This window comes from Streptomyces sp. NBC_00503 (assembly GCF_036346895.1).
Lineage (GTDB): Bacteria > Actinomycetota > Actinomycetes > Streptomycetales > Streptomycetaceae > Streptomyces.
Genome location: NZ_CP107855.1, coordinates 3,718,950 through 3,733,886 on the forward strand (window position 1 = coordinate 3,718,950; position 14,937 = coordinate 3,733,886).

Below are 14,937 nucleotides of genomic sequence, written 5' to 3' on the forward strand. Positions count from 1 at the left end.
CACCACCCCGCCCGCCACGGTTCACCATCCGTTCACCTACCGCGGTCGGCCGCTTCACCTGATCTGCCTAACTTCGTAGATGCAAGGTGCGAGTCACCGCGAAGGCGACGATTCCCCCGAGCAACCGACGTAGTCCTCTTCGCACGCCGCCCCGATACAGAAAGCGGCCGGCGGCTTCTGGAAGGAAACACCCGAAAGTGAAGCTTCAGCGCAAGAACATGCTTCGTGCCTCCGCCCTCGGCGCGCTCGTCGTGTCCAGCGCCCTGGTCCTCACGGCGTGCGGCTCGGACGACAACACCAAGACGGACACCTCCGCGTCCGGCAAGCCGAGCGCCGCCACGAGCGACGTCAAGTGTGACGGGGCGAAGGGCAAGCTGCTCGCCTCCGGCTCTTCCGCGCAGAAGAACGCGGTCGACCTGTGGATCAAGAACTACATGGCGGCCTGCTCCGGCGTCGAGGTGAACTACAAGTCCTCCTCCTCCGGTGAGGGCATCGTCGCGTTCAACCAGGGCACCGTCGGTTTCGCCGGTTCGGACTCCGCGCTGAAGCCCGACGCCGTCGAGGAGTCGAAGAAGGTCTGCACCGGCGGTCAGGGCATCGACCTGCCGATGGTCGGCGGCCCCATCGCCATCGGCTTCAACGTCGCCGGCGTGGACAAGCTGACGCTGGACGCCCCCACCATCGCCGCGATCTTCAACGACAAGATCAAGAAGTGGGACGACGAGGCGATCAAGAAGCTGAACCCCGGCGTCACGCTTCCCTCCACCGCGATCCAGGCCTTCCACCGCTCCGAGGACTCGGGCACCACCGAGAACCTGGGCAAGTACCTCAAGGCCGCCGCCCCCGAGGCGTGGACGTACGACGCCGCGAAGAAGTGGCCGGCCCCGGGTGGCCAGGCCGCCTCCGGCTCCGCCGGTGTCGCCTCGCAGGTCAAGGCCGTTGACGGTGCGATCGGCTACTTCGAGCTCTCGTACGCCTCCTCGCAGTCCATCAAGACCGTGGACGTGAACACGGGCGCCGCCGCTCCGGTCAAGGCCAGCAGCGAGAACGCCTCCAAGGCCATCGCCGCCGCCAAGATCGCCGGCACCGGTGACGACCTGGCCCTGAAGCTCGACTACACCACCAAGGCCGAGGGCGCCTACCCGATCATCCTGGTGACCTACGAGGTCGTCTGCGACAAGGGCAACAAGCCCGAGACGCTCGCCACCGTGAAGTCCTTCCTGAACTACACCGCTTCCGACGCCGGCCAGAAGGCGCTCTCCGAGATCGGCTACGCCCCGATCCCGACCGAGATCAACGCCAAGGTCCGCGAGGTCATCGCGAAGCTCGCCTAATCCCGACCCCCGGACCATCCGGGCCGCTCCCCCCGTCCGGGGAGCGGCCCGGCCCGGGGACCCTCCCCTCCACCCAGGGGATCCGGTGCACCGCCGCCAGGGGGCCTGCCCCCCATCCAGACCGGAAAGACCATGGCTTCCACCACACCCACCCAGATAGACACGGCTCCGCCTGTCGCCAAGAGCGGAAGGTCCACCGGCCGCGCCGGTGACAAGGTCTTCGCCGGCCTTTCCAAGGGCTCCGGCATCCTGCTCCTGGTGATCATGGCGTCGATCGCCGTCTTCCTCACCTACCGCGCTTCGATCGCTCTGGCCGACAACGAGGGCAACTTCCTCACCACGTTCGACTGGAACGCGTCGGCCAAGCCCCCCGTCTTCGGCATCGCCGTCCTGCTCTTCGGCACCGTCGTCAGCTCGATCATCGCGATGGTCATCGCGGTTCCGATCGCTGTCGGCATCGCCCTGTTCATCTCGCACTACGCGCCGCGCAAGCTGGCCTCCCCGCTCGCCTACGTGGTCGACCTGCTCGCCGCAGTGCCCTCGATCATCTACGGCATCTGGGGCGCGCTCTTCCTCGTCCCGTACCTCGGCGGCCTCAACAGCTGGCTCGACCAGTACATGGGCTGGACCTACGTCTTCGACAAGACCCAGGTCGGCGTCGCGCGCTCGCTCTTCACCGTCGGCATCCTGCTCGCGATCATGATCCTCCCGATCGTGACCAGCGTCAGCCGCGAGGTCTTCCTCCAGGTCCCGCGCATGAACGAGGAAGCCGCCCTGGCCCTCGGCGCGACCCGCTGGGAAGTCATCCGCATGTCGGTGCTGCCCTTCGGCCGCTCCGGAGTCATCTCCGCCTCGATGCTCGGCCTCGGCCGCGCACTCGGCGAGACCATGGCCGTCGCCACCGTGCTGTCCCCGAGCTTCCTGATCTCCGGCCACATCCTGGACCCGGGCGGCGGCACCTTCGCGCAGAACATCGCCGCGAAGTTCGACGAGGCCAACGAGTTCGGCCGCGACGCCCTGATCGCCTCCGGCCTCGTGCTCTTCCTGCTCACCCTGCTGGTCAACGGCGCAGCCCGGCTGATCATCGCCCGTCGCAAGGACTTCTCGGGGGCGAACGCCTGATGAGCCACGCACTCCAGGACCCGCGCCCCTCCCGGGCCCGCAAGTCCGTCGCCCCCACCAGCCTGACGCAGGGCAGCCTGCCCCGCTGGGCCCCGGCCGGCATCGCGGCCCTCTCGGTCGCCCTCGGCTGCGCCCTCGGCGCCGGCTTCGGCCTCCACAGCAGGATCCAGTGGGGCCTGCTCGCCGCCATCCTGTTCGTGGTCATCACGTACACGGCCAGCTCGGTCATCGAGAACCGCCGCCAGGCCAAGGACCGGGTCGCCACCTCCGTGGTCTGGGTCTGCTTCCTGCTCGCGGTCATCCCGCTGCTCTCGCTGCTGTGGACCACCATCAGCCGCGGCATCAAGCTCCTCGACGGCAACTTCCTCAGCCACTCGATGAACGGCGTCACCGCCTTCGACCACGGCGGCGGCGTCTACCACGCGCTGCTCGGCACCATCGAGCAGGTCGGCCTGGCCACCGCGATCTCCGCGCCCATCGGCCTGCTGACCGCCGTCTACCTGGTCGAGTACGGCCGGGGCTCGCTCGCCAAGGCCGTGACGTTCTTCGTCGACGTCATGACCGGCATCCCCTCCATCGTCGCGGGTCTGTTCATCCTGACGACCTGGAACCTGATGCTCGGCTTCGGCCCCTCCGGCTTCGCCGGCTCGCTGGCCCTGTCGATCCTGATGATGCCCGTCGTGGTCCGCTCCACCGAAGAGATGCTCAAGCTCGTCCCCAACGAGCTGCGCGAGGCCGCCCTGGCCCTTGGTGTGCCGAAGTGGCGCATGATCCTCAAGGTCGTGCTGCCCACCGCGATCGGCGGCATCTCCACCGGCGTGATGCTGGCCGTCGCCCGCATCGCCGGCGAGACCGCGCCGATCATGCTGCTGGTCTTCGGCTCCCAGCTGATCAACGGAAACCCCTTCGAAGGTGCTCAGTCCTCGCTCCCCCTGTACATCTGGGAGCAGTACAAGGTCGGCAGTGACGCCTCCTACGACCGGGCATGGGCCGCAGCGCTCGTCCTGATCGCCTTCGTCATGATCCTCAATCTGGTGGCCCGCGGCATCGCCCGCTGGAAGGCTCCCAAGACCGGTCGCTGACGCGACCACCCGAAAGCGAAGTGACCCCTCATGGCTAAGCGAATCGACGTCAGCGGACTGTCCGCCTTCTACGGCACCCACAAGGCCATCGACGACATCTCGATGACCGTGGAGCCCCGCTCCGTGACCGCCTTCATCGGCCCCTCCGGCTGCGGCAAGTCCACCTTCCTGCGCACCCTGAACCGCATGCACGAGGTCACCCCCGGTGGCCGCGTGGAGGGCAAGGTGCTGCTGGACGACGAGAACCTGTACGGCCCCGGCGTGGACCCGGTCGCGGTCCGCCGCACGGTCGGCATGGTCTTCCAGCGCCCGAACCCCTTCCCCACCATGTCGATCTTCGACAACGTGGCGGCGGGCCTGCGGCTGAACGGCTCCTTCAAGAAGTCCGAGCTGACCGACATCGTCGAGAAGTCGCTCCAGGGCGCCAACCTCTGGAACGAGGTCAAGGACCGCCTGAACAAGCCGGGCTCCGGCCTCTCCGGCGGCCAGCAGCAGCGCCTGTGCATCGCCCGCGCCATCGCGGTCGAGCCCCAGGTCCTCCTGATGGACGAGCCCTGCTCGGCCCTCGACCCGATCTCCACCCTCGCCATCGAGGACCTGATCGGCGAGCTCAAGGAGCGCTTCACGATCGTCATCGTGACGCACAACATGCAGCAGGCGGCCCGCGTCTCCGACCGCACCGCCTTCTTCAACCTCTCCGCGGTCGGCCAGCCCGGAAAGCTGGTCGAGATCGACGACACGGACCGGATCTTCTCGAACCCGTCCGTGCAGGCGACCGAGGACTACATCTCGGGCCGCTTCGGCTAAACCGAAGCCCCTGGATGTCTGAGCGTCCTGCGGTGCTGCATGGCGGTGCCACCGCAAGGCGAAAGGGCCGGCTCCCCCTGGGTGGGGGGAGCCGGCCCGCTTTCGTTCTCAGTGCTTTCGCGCCACGGCTACTGCACGAAGGCCAGGTTCACGATCCAGAAGCAGACCGCGGCGACGAGCGCCGCAGCCGGCATGGTGATGAACCAGCCGAGGATGATGTTCTTGGCCACGCCCCAGCGGACCGCGTTCACCCGCTTGGTCGCACCCACACCCATGATCGCCGAGGTGATCACGTGGGTGGTGGAGATCGGCGCGTGGAAGAGGTAGGCCGAACCGAACATGATCGAGGCGCCGGTGGTCTCCGCCGCGAAGCCCTGCGGCGGGTCCAGCTCGATGATCTTGCGGCCGAGGGTCCGCATGATCCGCCAGCCGCCCGCGTAGGTACCCAGCGACAGCATCACGGCGCACACGATCTTGACCCAGACCGGAATCTCGTCGCCCGCGTTCTGCACATCGGCGATGACCAGGGCCATCATCACGATGCCCATGGTCTTCTGCGCGTCCTGCAGACCATGGCCGAGCGCCATGCCGGCCGCCGAGACGGTCTGCGCGATGCGGAAACCGCGCTTGGCCTTGTGCGGGTTGGAGCGGCGGAACATCCACAGGATGGCGACCATCACCAGGTAACCGACGACGAGGCCGACGACCGGCGAGATGAACATCGGGATGACGACCTTGTCGACCACGCCCGACCACAGCACCTCGGTGCCGCCCGCCAGCGCCGCGCCCACCATGCCGCCGAACAGCGCGTGCGAGGAGGACGAGGGCAGGCCGAAGTACCAGGTGATCAGGTTCCACACGATCGCGCCGACCAGCGCCGCGAAGAGGATCCACATCCCCCGGTTGCCGTGCGGGGTCTCGATGAGCCCCTCACTGACCGTCTTGGCGACCCCGCTGCCCAGGAAGGCACCGGCGAGGTTCATCACCGCGGCCATCGCGAGCGCGGCGCGCGGGGTCAGCGCGCGGGTCGAGACCGAGGTCGCGATCGCGTTCGCCGAGTCGTGGAACCCGTTGGTGTACGTGAAACCGAGCGCGACACCGATGGTCACGATCAGAGCGAAGGTGTCCACGAGGTTCAGGACTCCTTGACCGCGATGGTCTCCACCGTGTTCGCGACGTGCTCGAACGCGTCGGCCGCCTCTTCGAGCACGTCGACGATCTGCTTGAGCTTCAGCACCTCGATGGCGTCGTACTTGCCGTTGAAGAGCTGGGCGAGCAGCTTGCGGTGGATCTGGTCGGCCTGGTTCTCGAGGCGGTTGACCTCGATCCAGTACTCGGTCAGGTTCTCCATGGTCCGCAGGTGCGGCATCGCCTCGGCGGTCAGCTCGGCCGCGCGCGCCAGTACCTCGATCTGCTGCTCGACTCCCTTGGGGAGCTCCTCCACGTTGTAGAGGACGACCAGGTCGACCGCCTCCTCCATGAAGTCCATGATGTCGTCGAGGCAGGACGCCAGGTTGTAGATGTCCTCGCGGTCGAACGGCGTGATGAAGGAGGAGTTGAGCTGGTGGAAGATCGCGTGGGTGGCGTCATCCCCCGCGTGCTCCGCTGCCCGCATCCGCTCCGCGATCTCGGCCCGGGCGGAGGAGTCCGCTCCGAGCAGTTCCATCAGGAGCTTCGAGCCCGTGACGATGTTGTCCGCGGATGCGGCGAACATGTCGTAGAAGCTCGTCTCCCTGGGGGTCAGACGAAATCGCACGTGAGGTCCTCGGGGTGCATTGGATTCGGTCAGGCTGATGCTAGGCGCATCCCCCGGCCACGGCTAACCGGCAGTTCCCCAGTGTCCTCCATCAGGCAGAGTGAGGACCACGGGCCCCTGCCCCCACGGACGGGGCCCGGTATCATATACCCATGAGGGGTATACACCCCTCGATCCGGACCACGGGAGGACGCATGACTGCCATCCAGGCGGAGGGCTCCGGAGCCGAAGCGGGCACCGAGGCGGCCGAGGCCGCAGCCGTGCACGGCTACCACCACCAGAAGGACGAGCACCTCAAGAGGCTGCGCCGGATCGAGGGCCAGATCCGGGGACTCCAGCGCCTCGTCGACGAGGACGTCTACTGCATCGACATACTCACCCAGGTCTCGGCGAGCACGAAGGCGCTCCAGTCCTTCGCGCTCCAGCTGCTGGAGGAGCACCTGCGGCACTGTGTCGCGGACGCGGCCGTCAAGGGCGGGGGCGAGATCGACGCCAAGGTCGAGGAAGCGACGAAGGCGATCGCGCGGCTGCTGCGCACCTGAACCGCACGGTCCCGGGGTCGGCGGCGGGGGACGGGGACGGGGACGGTACTGCGGGGGAGGCTTCGATCCGCGGGTGGCGGGTGGGGCGGGCGGCTAGCGCCCCATCAGTACTTCGTCGATCCGGTCCTGGCTGAGCCGGTCCTCGTTCGCGGCCGAGGCCGCGATGATCAGCTCGCCGCACAACTCGATCTCGGCGAGGGCCACGTAGTCCTGCACGGTCGTACCGCCTGCGGGAGTCACGCGTTCCACCTCTCTTTGCCGTCGTCGGGTCGCCGGCGCTCGGTTCCTCAGAGTAAGGACGGCAGGGCGCCGCGCGCATGACACGGATGGACCATTTCCGGCCCCTCACACGGGACCGATGAGCGCCCGTGGCCCGATCGCGCCGCCCGCACGGGCCCGGACCGCTAGTCGGCGATCTTCCCCGCGTAGATGTCCCCTTCGGCCGGCAGGACCACGGTGACCGGAGTCCCGAACCCGTAGAGCAGCGTGGTGGAGGAGACATCGATCACGCCATTGTTGACGTAGGTGAAACGGTGCCGGACCTTCCGCAGCCGGCCCTCCGCGTCGAGGTACGCGTCGAACGGCACCGCGTCCTTGCTGAACCCTTTCGCCGCCGCTTCCAGCGCGGCCTTCACCGCCGGCGAGGCATCCGCCGCGGCCCGCACGATGTCGGTCGTACCCCGGTAGTGCCGCACCTTGGTCCCCGCCACCTCGGTCTCGCCCACGTACGTCACCTCCTGCGCGCCGCGCAGCAGCTCGGCGGCGGCCATCGGGTCGGTGGCCCCGCCCGTGACGAGGTTCCCGTCGGCCAGGGCCGTCGTGTCCACCCGTACCCACTTGTCGTCGGGAACGCCCGCGCCGCGGTTCTTCATGTAGAGCGCGCCGGGGACCAGCAGCTCGGTGATGGGCCGGTGTTCGGCCTTGCCCTTGGCGTCGTCCGGGAGCATGACCAGGAGCTGGCCCATCCGGTTCTTGAAATCGACCCCGCCCTCGCCGCGGATGGTGACCCTGGTCCCGCCGGTCGCCATCTCCATCGCCGTACGGGCCCGCGCGCTGCCGGTCCTCGCGAGCACGTCGGCGGCTCCGCGGATCGTGGCCACCGGATCGCCGCCGGGGCGGCCGTCGTCCCCGGCGGCCGCTTCGCCGCCGCACCCGCTCAATGCCGCCAACGTCAGAGCCAGGCCGACGGCGAACGCCGTCTCACCCGCGCTTCCCAGCCGTCTCCCGTGCCGGTGCACCACCATCGCCTGCCAACCCCCAACGCGTGACCGCTGTTTGCCCGAGGCCCACCCGCTCCGCTTAACGAGGTCCCGGGGCTCCCGTCACGGCCCCGGCCCTTCCACGAACGGCTCGCCAACTCCGCGAATCCCCCTTGCGAAGCCGGCGTGAACCCCGCGCGAACCGGCGGGAGCCCCCCGGGCCGGGCCGCACGCCGGGGCGTACACCCCGGCACACACCCGGGCAAACGGCCGGGCGGCGGCCGGTCGCGCCCCCGACCGGGCACCCGGAGGATCCGCCCGCGCAGGACAGTCCCGTACCCCGCCCGGCCCGGGTACCGTGGTGGCGTGGAACCGCACACGAAAGCGACTCTTGCCGCTCCGCTTGCCGCCGTGCCGCTGCCCCGCGACCCCGGGACACCGGACCGCCCGCCCGCCGGACACACCACGAGCACCGCGGACCGGGGCTCCTTCTGCCTCGCCGTCTGCAGCTGCGGCTGGCGCGGCCCGGCCCGCCGCTCCCGCGACCTGGCCCGCAAGGATGCGGGAGCCCACATCACGCCATAGCCCAGGCGCCCGGTTCGCCCGTTCGCCCGTTCGCCCGTTCGGACGGCTCCGGTGGCCGACGCACCCGGGAGCGGATGCCCTTGACTCATGCCCGGACCCGCGCCACGACTCGCCGCCCTCCTCTGGGCCCTGCTGATCGCGCTCGCCCCGGCCGCCCCGGCCCGGGCCAGCCCCGTGGGAACGGCCGACGGGCCCGGCGAAGTGGCCCTGGCCATCGGAGTCACCACCACCGCGGCCGCCGCGACCGGCCTGTGGCTGCGCTCGCGCTACCGACGCGAGGACCCGGACTCCCCCACGGAAGGCACCGGCGGCACGGACGGTGGCGGCGAGCCGTGACCCCGCCCCCGCGCTCCCGCCCCGCTGCGGTCCGCCTCTGCTTCGGGGTGGCCGCCCTCTGCCTCCTGGCGGCGCTCCTGCTGTCGGCCTGGGACCACTACGGCCGCGCCTGACCCGCCGAGCCCGGGGCCCGGCAGACGGCCTACGCCGCGAGTCCCTTGTCCCGCGGCCCCTGCGCCTGCGGCAGGTCCACCGGCCGGGCCAGTACCCGGCCGCGCGCGCGGACCAGTACGCCCAGCCGCGGCGACCGGGCGACGGCCCGCACCACCGGGGTCAGCAGGGCCATCGCGAGCGGGGCGAGCAGCAGCACCACCGCGGTGCCCAACGCGAACCCGCCGATGACGTCGGTCGGGTAGTGCACGCCCAGGTAGACCCGGGTGAAGCCTTCCACAAGCGCCAGCCCGATCCCGACGAAGCCGAGTCTGCGGTGGGCGACGAACAGGCCGACGCCCAGCGCCATCGCGAGCGTGGCGTGGTCGCTGACGAACGAGAACGCGCTGTGTCCGATCCCGGCGCCGGGATCCAGCACCTCGACCCCGTCGTGCTGCGCGGCCGGCCGCGGCCGGCCCACGAACTCCCGCAGCGGGACGTTCAGGAGCAGCGCGGCCCCGGCGGCGAGCGGCGCCCACACGAGCGCGGCGAAGGATTCGACGGCCGCGGCCTCGTCCAGCCGGCGCGCACCGCGCCAGCACCAGAGCACCAGGAGCACGAGGGCCAGCAGGATCCCGTACTCACCGACGACCGAGACCGCCCGGTCCAGCCACTGAGGGGCCTGCCGGGCCAGTCCGTTGATCTCGTACAGCAGGCTTACATCCACGTTCGGCCCACCAGTTGTGAGTCCAGCCATGGTGATGCGGCCCCTTGCCCTTGCTTCGGTACCCCCGCGGACGCACCCCGGTGTGCGCCCCTACGCCCCCCGTGATCAACCCGATGATCCAGTATGTGGTTCGGTCCCCTTGACCATGGAACGCCCGTTCTGGCGGCCGCGTTCCACTCTCCACCGAATGATCACTCCAACGTTATCGAAGAGTGACTCATCGTCGCAGCTCAGGGCCTTGGCTTCACGCTGCGTTGCCGGTGCCTTCGCGCTTCGGCAGTGCTTCCGCACCGTCCTTGGTGACCCGGGTCGCACCGAAGTAGTCGGGCGTGTCGATCTTGTCGAAACGGATCACGGCGCCGGTGAACGGGGCGTTGATCATGTAGCCGCCGCCCACGTAGAGCCCGACGTGCCGGATCTCCCGAGAGTTCGTCAGATCGTCGGAGAAGAAGACCAGATCACCCGGCAGCAGGTCCGCCCGCGCGGGATGCGAACCGGCGTTGTACTGGTCGTTCGCCACCCGGGGCAGCTCGATCCCCACCGACTCGTACGCGGCCTTGGTCAGCCCCGAGCAGTCGAAGCGCCCGCCCTGGTCGGCCGTCCCGTTGCCTCCCCACAGGTACGGCGTCCCCAGCTGCTTCTGCGCGAAGTAGATCGCCCCGGCGGCCTGTTGCGAGGGCGCCACCCGCCCCACGGGGGCCTCGAAGCTCTTGGCCAGGGTCGTGATCGTCTTCACGTACCCCTGGGTCTCCTGGAACGGCGGGACGCCCTGGTACTGCGTCACCGCGCCCGGCCCCGCGTTGTAGGCGGCGAGCATGTTCTTCACGGGGTCGCCGGGCACCTTGGACACGTAGCGCGCCAGCTCGCAGTCGTACGACGCCGCCGACGGGATCGCGTCGTTGGGATCCCAGATGTCGCGGTCGCCGTCACCGTCGCCGTCGATGCCGTGCGTGGCCCAGGTCCCCGGGATGAACTGCGCGATGCCCCGGGCGTCCGCCGGGCTCACCGCGCTCGGGTTCCAGCCGCTCTCCGAGTACAGCTGGGCGGCCAGCACGGGCGGGGTGAGCGTGGGGCAGAGCCGGCCCCACTTCTCCACGAGGCTCTGGTACTTCCCCGGGACGGCCCCCTTGCTGAGCCCCACGAGGCCACCGCCGCCGCCACTGGCGATGCCCGCGGCGGCCGAGTACGTACCGACGACGAGCAGGGCGAGAAAGCACAGGCACGCCCCGAAGCTGATTCCACCGACCACCCAGACCTTGCGCACCCGCCAACCTTCCCCCATCGAACGGCTTTTCCCGGAGCTCCCGCCACCCCGTGTCGAATCATCCCGTTTGGGGGCGCCGTGGAAACCGTTACGCCGCAAGCCATTGAGCTCGGTGTCCGAGGGAATCGGCCCAACTCATCCGAAAATACGACGTACTTTCTATCGTCCCCCGGCATCCCGCGGCGCCACGAACAGACTCTGCGCGCTCCGCCCGATCGGCCCCTTCTCATCGTGCAACCGCGCGTCCGCGAGACCGATCCCGGCCGCGTCCACACTCGTACGGGCCTCCACGCACACCCACTCGCCCACCGGATGGCGGTGCAGATGGACGGTCAGGTCCCCGTTGACGAAGACGTAGCGCCCGAAGTCCAGCACCGAGCTGATGCCGTTGCCCGAGTCCGCCGCGACCAGGACCCGGTCCAGGGGCCTGGGCTCCTCCCCGGCGACCAGCGGCACCCTCATCCGCATCCAGCAGGTCCCCGGCCCCAGTTCGACGAAGGCCCCCTCGGTGAAACGCGTCTCCATCGCCGAGTGGTAGCCCGTCTCCCACGGCACCGGGAAGAACGGCGTCACCCCCACCTCCCCCGGCGGCGGCAGCTCCGGCCCCGCCGCCACGGCCGGTACGGAATCCGGCGCCGTCCGGATCCGCAGGGCACGCGCCAGCATCACGGGCGCGGCCCCGGCCGGAGCCAGGGCTGCCTCGACCACCTCGGTGCCACGACCGGCCCGGAGCACGCTGGTGGTCAGCTCCAACGGCCCGAGCGGCACCGGGCGCAGGATCTCGTAGGTGATCCGGGCGATCCTCATGTCCTCGCGCGCGCCCGGCCGTTCCTCGATCGCCCGCCCGAGCAGCGCGGCCGGCGGACCGGCGTGCTGCGCACCGGGATCCCACGGCCCGCGCGTGTAGGCGGTGGCCCGGAACCGGCCCGCATCGATCCGCTCGTAGAACCCCTCTACGTCCTCTGCACCCTCTACGCCCTCTGCATCGCCCATGAGCGGCACGCTACCGACAGGTAACCCGCCCCCGCCAGACCTTCATCGGGCCTCAGCGGGCCTCCGCGGGCCTCAGCACGCCTCAGCGGGCGAAGCCCAGCCCCACCCCGAGCCCCACCAGCACCGAGCCGATGGCCCGGTTGAGCGCCTTCTGCGCCTTCAGCATCCGGTCGCGCAGACGGGAGTTGGAGAAGAACAGCGCCACCGCCCCGAACCAGCCCAGGTGCGCCGCCGACATGAACAGCCCGTACCCGGCCTGCTGCCACACCGGCGTCCCCGGCCCGACCACCTGGGTGAAGGTGGACACGACGAACAGCGTGGTCTTCGGATTGAGCACATTGGTCAGGAACCCGGTCCGAAGCGCCCCGAACGGCGTCAGCCCGGCCTTCTCCTCCAGGTCCACGGTCACCTCGGCCCGCGACCGGAAGGTCTTCACACCGACCCACACCAGGTACGCGGCGCCCGCGAGCTTGATCGCCGTGAACAGCCCGGCCGAGGAGGCGATCAGCAGGCCGACCCCGAGCATCGTGTACGAGACGTGCACCAGCACGCCCGCCGCGACCCCGGCGGCCGCGAGCAGCCCGGTGGGGCGCCCGTAGAGGTAGCTGTTGCGGACCACCATGGCGAAGTCCGCACCGGGACTGATGACGGCGAGGAAGGTGATGAGGGCGACTGCCAGCACTTCGGTCATGAACCGATGCTCGCCGCGCCCTCCCCCACGATCAAGCGCTTTCCGCATCCCCGCACCCACCGGACTCCCCCTGCCACCCCATCTCCCCCACCGGGGGACAATGGCGACGTGCCCAAGCCTCCTCCCCCCGCTCCCCCCTCGCCCCCGCACTCCCCGCTCCCCGTCCTGCAAGCGGACTGCGGGAACTGCTTCGCGCTGTGCTGCGTGGCCCTGCCGTTCGCGAAGTCCACCGACTTCGCCGTGAACAAGCCCGCCGGCACCCCCTGCAAGAACCTCCAGCAGGACTTCCGCTGCTCCATCCACACCCGGCTGCGCGACACCGGCTTCCAGGGCTGCACGGTCTTCGACTGCTTCGGCGCGGGACAGCAGGTCTCACAGGTCACCTTCGGCGGCCGCGACTGGCGCACCCACCCCGGCACCGCCGCCGCCATGTACGAGGTCTTCCCCGTGATGCGGCACCTGCACGAGCTGCTCCTCTACATCTCCGAAGCTCTCGCCCTCCCGGCCGCCCGCCCCGTCCACACGCAGCTGCGCACGGCACAGGCCGACACCGCGCGCTGGACGGAGGCCACCCCCGAAGCCCTCGCGACCCTCGACATCGGCCCCCTGCGCCAGGAGGTCAACGCCCTCCTCCTCAAGGCCAGCGAGCTCGTACGGGCCAAGGTGCCCGGCCGCAAGAAGAACCACCGCGGCGCCGACCTGATGGGCGCCCGCCTCTCCGGCGCTGACCTGCGCGGCGCGAACCTCCGCGGGGCCTACCTGATCGCGGCCGACCTCAGCGGCGCCGACCTGCGCTCCGCCGACCTGATCGGCGCGGACTTCCGCGACACCGACCTGCGCGGGACCGACCTCAGGGACACCCTCTTCCTCACCCAGCCCCAGCTCAACGCGGCCAAGGGCACCCCCGCCACCCAGCTCCCGCCCCACCTGACCCACCCGGCGCACTGGCTCGCGTAACCAACCACCGACGCCGGTGCACCCTCGTCCCGCCGGCGCCGCGCCCGGCTCGTGCCCCGAACGCGACACCGACGGAAGACACAACCGCCCGTCAGTCAGGGCTTGACGATCGCCGTCCAGCCCGACGGACAGGTCAGTACGCCCGCGGGGGTGTAGGTGCAGAAGTTCTCGTACACGTCCCCCGTGGTCGTCAGCACCTTCACGTACGCGGTGAACACGTCGATACCGAGCGAGACACTGCACGCGTTCCTGGGGAACCCCGGGTTCGCCGCGGTGGTGAGGTCCTTCCACACGTAGGGGCCGTTCGACGGCCTCGTCTCGCGCCTCCCCAGGAAGGCCTTGCCCCCGCTCAGCGCCGCCGTGAACTCCAGGTTGCTCTGCCCCCTGGCCGTGTCCACGTCCGAGCAGGGCCCGGGCGCACCCGCCGGCCCCCGATCCCCCTTGGGCCCGCGGTCACCCTTCGGCCCCTTGGGCCCCCGCGGCCCGGGACACCCGCCACCCCGCCCCGTCGCCGCCCGGGCAGACCCCGCCGAGGCCGGCGCCGGCAGCGTCCGCACCACCGCGTCGTCACAGCCACCGCCCCTGACCGACGTCCCCGCGGCCATCGCGGGAGCGGAGCCACCCGCGAACGACGCCAGCACCAGCGGCACCGCGAGACCACCGGCCAGCCATGCCTTGCGACCCACTCTGCTCACGGAACCCATCCGTTCACTCCTTGCATCGGCACACCGAACGACGAGGAGCATCCCCCGCAACACCGCGCGCGGATGGAACGACTGACGGAATGTCGGACATATGTCATCGGGTTGGTCGAACGACACACCGGCCCACTGAGCCGAACGGCGGCCCCTCGACAGTCACCCCGTACGGCGGGCACGCAATCATTGCCCGGGGTCACCCACCGTGATACACAGAGTGACCATACGTTCTTTCCCCCACACGCCGCCCTGACGCAGGTCAGAGCACACGGGCGCAACCCGGGAACGCAGATCGGGTAAAGAGAGCCGCCAAGTCGACATACGACGGCTGTTTCATCAGCGAAGATAGTGCGTGACCCCTGCCGTCCGGGCACGGGCAACAAGAACTACCCGTGCAGGGGCGGTGAGTTACATGATCCTGGCAGCCGAAAAAGGCGACATCACCACCATCATCGGCGGAATCGCCCCGAACTGGGGGCCGTTCGGCAGTCTCGGCAACGAAGCGAAGGTCATGGTCGAGGTGGTCATGGCCGTCGCCATCCTCCTCTGCCTGGGCATCGCCATCTGGGGCGCAGCCAAACAGCGCATCGGCGCGACGGCCCTGCGCGACACCTTCAGCGCGGAACAGGGCAAGGGCCTCATCGTGGCCGGCCTGACGGGCGTCTTCATCATCGGCTCCCTCGGCACCCTCTTCACCATCGTCTACGGAATGGCTGTCTAGCCAGAGCCCTGATGCGGACTCACTACGCCGCGC

General features: G+C 69.9%; 18 protein-coding genes. 9 read left to right on the forward strand and 9 right to left on the reverse strand.

What is annotated here, in order from left to right; all coding sequences use genetic code 11:
• Positions 1-197 precede the first annotated feature (197 nt).
• From pstS to pstB, 4 genes are all read left to right on the forward strand, one after another.
• Entirely contained in the window at positions 198-1,334 is a 1,137-nt protein-coding gene (pstS, locus tag OG490_RS17370; RefSeq protein WP_330297215.1) for a phosphate ABC transporter substrate-binding protein PstS, read from the forward strand.
• Positions 1,335-1,466: 132 nt separating this feature from the next.
• Positions 1,467-2,456, forward strand: coding sequence for a phosphate ABC transporter permease subunit PstC (pstC, locus tag OG490_RS17375; protein ID WP_330297216.1), 990 nt, complete (start codon positions 1,467-1,469; stop codon positions 2,454-2,456).
• Positions 2,456-3,538, forward strand: coding sequence for a phosphate ABC transporter permease PstA (pstA, locus tag OG490_RS17380; protein WP_330297217.1), 1,083 nt, complete (start codon positions 2,456-2,458; stop codon positions 3,536-3,538). Before pstC ends, pstA begins: the two co-directional genes overlap by 1 nt.
• 30 nt (positions 3,539-3,568) lie before the next feature.
• A complete protein-coding gene (gene pstB, locus OG490_RS17385) occupies positions 3,569-4,345 on the forward strand; it encodes a phosphate ABC transporter ATP-binding protein PstB (RefSeq protein WP_328299559.1) in 777 nt (258 codons plus the stop codon).
• Positions 4,346-4,473: 128 nt separating this feature from the next.
• Here the strand turns inward: pstB and OG490_RS17390 are convergent, their stop codons facing one another.
• Together OG490_RS17390 and OG490_RS17395 are read right to left on the reverse strand one after the other, a co-directional pair.
• Complete coding sequence (locus tag OG490_RS17390; protein ID WP_330297218.1) at positions 4,474-5,475, reverse strand: inorganic phosphate transporter; 1,002 nt, start codon at positions 5,473-5,475, stop codon at positions 4,474-4,476.
• Between the two features lie 5 nt (positions 5,476-5,480).
• Positions 5,481-6,101, reverse strand: a complete 621-nt coding sequence (locus tag OG490_RS17395) for a DUF47 domain-containing protein (RefSeq protein ID WP_150519007.1) — start codon at positions 6,099-6,101, stop codon at positions 5,481-5,483.
• Between the two features lie 194 nt (positions 6,102-6,295).
• On the opposite strand from OG490_RS17395, the gene OG490_RS17400 reads away from it, so the two are divergent.
• Positions 6,296-6,643: a metal-sensitive transcriptional regulator gene (locus OG490_RS17400; protein ID WP_330297219.1), complete on the forward strand. Its 348-nt coding sequence runs from the start codon at positions 6,296-6,298 to the stop codon at positions 6,641-6,643.
• A 93-nt stretch (positions 6,644-6,736) separates the two neighbouring features.
• Here OG490_RS17400 and OG490_RS17405 read toward each other — a convergent pair whose 3' ends face one another.
• Positions 6,737-6,883, reverse strand: coding sequence for a hypothetical protein (locus tag OG490_RS17405; RefSeq protein ID WP_330297220.1), 147 nt, complete (start codon positions 6,881-6,883; stop codon positions 6,737-6,739).
• A 164-nt stretch (positions 6,884-7,047) separates the two neighbouring features.
• Positions 7,048-7,887 (reverse strand): hypothetical protein, encoded by an 840-nt coding sequence (locus OG490_RS17410; RefSeq protein ID WP_330297221.1) that lies wholly within the window; start codon positions 7,885-7,887, stop codon positions 7,048-7,050.
• A gap of 321 nt (positions 7,888-8,208) precedes the next feature.
• Here OG490_RS17410 and OG490_RS17415 point away from each other — a divergent pair, with 321 nt between their 5' ends.
• Together OG490_RS17415 and OG490_RS17420 are read left to right on the forward strand one after the other, a co-directional pair.
• Positions 8,209-8,427: a hypothetical protein gene (locus OG490_RS17415; protein WP_330301200.1), complete on the forward strand. Its 219-nt coding sequence runs from the start codon at positions 8,209-8,211 to the stop codon at positions 8,425-8,427.
• Positions 8,428-8,514: 87 nt separating this feature from the next.
• The gene (locus OG490_RS17420; protein ID WP_330297222.1) at positions 8,515-8,763 is read left to right on the forward strand and encodes a hypothetical protein; all 249 of its coding nucleotides are present in this window, start codon (positions 8,515-8,517) and stop codon (positions 8,761-8,763) included.
• A gap of 142 nt (positions 8,764-8,905) precedes the next feature.
• Here the strand turns inward: OG490_RS17420 and OG490_RS17425 are convergent, their stop codons facing one another.
• From OG490_RS17425 to OG490_RS17440, 4 genes are all read right to left on the reverse strand, one after another.
• Positions 8,906-9,610, reverse strand: a complete 705-nt coding sequence (locus OG490_RS17425) for a phosphatase PAP2 family protein (RefSeq protein WP_330297223.1) — start codon at positions 9,608-9,610, stop codon at positions 8,906-8,908.
• Positions 9,611-9,824: 214 nt separating this feature from the next.
• Positions 9,825-10,844, reverse strand: a complete 1,020-nt coding sequence (locus OG490_RS17430; RefSeq protein WP_330297224.1) for a C40 family peptidase — start codon at positions 10,842-10,844, stop codon at positions 9,825-9,827.
• Between the two features lie 159 nt (positions 10,845-11,003).
• Positions 11,004-11,837 carry a thioesterase family protein gene (locus OG490_RS17435; RefSeq protein ID WP_330297225.1) on the reverse strand — a complete coding sequence of 278 codons (834 nt, stop codon included), beginning with the start codon at positions 11,835-11,837 and terminating at the stop codon, positions 11,004-11,006.
• Between the two features lie 82 nt (positions 11,838-11,919).
• Positions 11,920-12,528, reverse strand: coding sequence for a LysE family translocator (locus OG490_RS17440; protein WP_330297226.1), 609 nt, complete (start codon positions 12,526-12,528; stop codon positions 11,920-11,922).
• Between the two features lie 108 nt (positions 12,529-12,636).
• Here OG490_RS17440 and OG490_RS17445 point away from each other — a divergent pair, with 108 nt between their 5' ends.
• Entirely contained in the window at positions 12,637-13,485 is an 849-nt protein-coding gene (locus tag OG490_RS17445) for a pentapeptide repeat-containing protein (protein WP_330297227.1), read from the forward strand.
• Between the two features lie 95 nt (positions 13,486-13,580).
• Here OG490_RS17445 and OG490_RS17450 read toward each other — a convergent pair whose 3' ends face one another.
• On the reverse strand, positions 13,581-13,883 hold the full coding sequence (locus OG490_RS17450) for a hypothetical protein (protein ID WP_330297228.1): 303 nt from the start codon (positions 13,881-13,883) through the stop codon (positions 13,581-13,583).
• Between the two features lie 712 nt (positions 13,884-14,595).
• On the opposite strand from OG490_RS17450, the gene OG490_RS17455 reads away from it, so the two are divergent.
• Entirely contained in the window at positions 14,596-14,904 is a 309-nt protein-coding gene (locus OG490_RS17455; protein WP_136213834.1) for a hypothetical protein, read from the forward strand.
• Positions 14,905-14,937 lie beyond the last annotated feature (33 nt).